General features: G+C 65.9%; 1 protein-coding gene. It reads left to right on the top strand.

The window, feature by feature from the left end:
- The first annotated feature begins 18 nt into the window (after window positions 1-18).
- A protein-coding gene (locus tag Psi01_RS42965; RefSeq protein WP_204069968.1) for an IS5 family transposase occupies window positions 19-836 on the top strand; the annotation gives its coding sequence in 2 pieces (ribosomal slippage) (window positions 19-361 and window positions 361-836; 819 coding nt in all).
- Window positions 837-845 lie beyond the last annotated feature (9 nt).

Here is an 845-nt window from a genome sequence, read left to right as displayed (position 1 = left end):
GTCGGACGTTAGCCAGACATGGGAAGGAACGCCTGGGGGTGGATCGTCCCGGACGGATTATGGGAGATCGCCCGGCCGCTGCTGCCGCCGACGCGGATGCGTCCGCAGGGTGGCGGGACGCAGAACACACCTGATGAGGCGGTGTTCGCGGCCATCGTCTACGTCTTGGTGAGCGGGTGTGCGTGGCGGGCGCTGCCGCCGTGTTTCGGGATCTCGAAGTCCACCGCGCACCGTCGGTTTCTGATCTGGTCGCGGGCCGGGGTATGGAGCAAGCTGCACCAGGCGGTGCTCGACCACCTGGCCGTGGCCGATCTGCTCGATCTGTCTCGCGTCGTGCTGGACTCCGCCCACGTGCGGGCGAAAAAAGGGGCGACTATACAGGTCCGAGCCCCGTGGACCGGGGAAAACCGGGTTCGAAGATGCACATCTTGTCCGATCGGTCCGGGCTGCCTCTCGTGGTCGGTGTCTCCTCTGGTAACACCCATGACAGCGAGGGCCTCAAGCCCATGGTGCTCGAGCTCCAAATGAGACGCGACCCTCGTCAGGGCTGTACCGTCAAGCCCGGCAAGCTCCACGCGGACAAGGCCTATGACCGCGATGACCTGCGCCGGTGGCTGCGCGGCAAGCGCATCGCCGTGCGTATCGCCCGCAAGGGCATCGAGTCCAGCCGGCGCCTGGGCCGGCATCGCTGGGTGATCGAGCGGACCATGTCCTGGCTGACCGGCTATCGACGACTCACCATCCGCTACGAACGCTACTGCGGCAACTACCTGGCCTTTCTCGGCCTCGCTGCTGCTCTGTGCTGCTACAAGCGGCTCATCCGACTCACCACGTAGGACACGGTC

Source organism: Paraplanobispora siamensis (assembly GCF_016863175.1).
Classification (GTDB): Bacteria; Actinomycetota; Actinomycetes; order Streptosporangiales; family Streptosporangiaceae; genus Planobispora; species Planobispora siamensis.
Note: the sequence above shows the minus strand (reverse complement) of the source record. Positions and strands in the feature narration are given on the sequence as shown.